Consider the following 432-nt stretch of genomic DNA (forward strand, 5'->3'; position numbering starts at 1 on the left):
CGTTGAAATGTACCTAAAAGGCGTTTCGACCGGTGAAATACGTAAAAAATTCGGAATAAAAGGTTCCGCAACCCTTGGAATATGGGTTGAATCCATCAAACGAGATGGCATTTACGGCTTCAAAGATTTACATAGACAGAAGACAAAGTATCCATATTCCTTTAAAATCAAGGTAATTAAATGGCGACTAGATTATCGCGCGTCCTACCCAGTGGCTGCTCGGAAATTTAGGATTACCAGCCCATCGATAATTTGGCAGTGGGAACGTACGTTGGAGACTGGTCGTCTAAAACCTGATAAACAAAGACGGATACGGACCATGAACAAACAAGAACAAGACAAGATTAAGAAGCTTGAAGAAGAGAATGAATTGCTTCGAATTAAGGTAGCTTACTTGGAAAAACTCGAGGCCTTAGCTCAGGAAAAGAAGAA

At 40.7% G+C, this 432-nt stretch carries 1 protein-coding gene; it reads left to right on the plus strand.

What is annotated here, in order from left to right; all coding sequences use genetic code 11:
* Positions 1 to 432: transposase (locus tag ACJQWY_RS06900; protein ID WP_407076993.1), on the plus strand; the 432-nt coding region annotated here is incomplete at both ends.

It is taken from the genome of Weissella kandleri (genome assembly GCF_045504165.1).
In the GTDB taxonomy this organism is placed as follows: Bacteria; Bacillota; Bacilli; order Lactobacillales; family Lactobacillaceae; genus Weissella; species Weissella kandleri_A.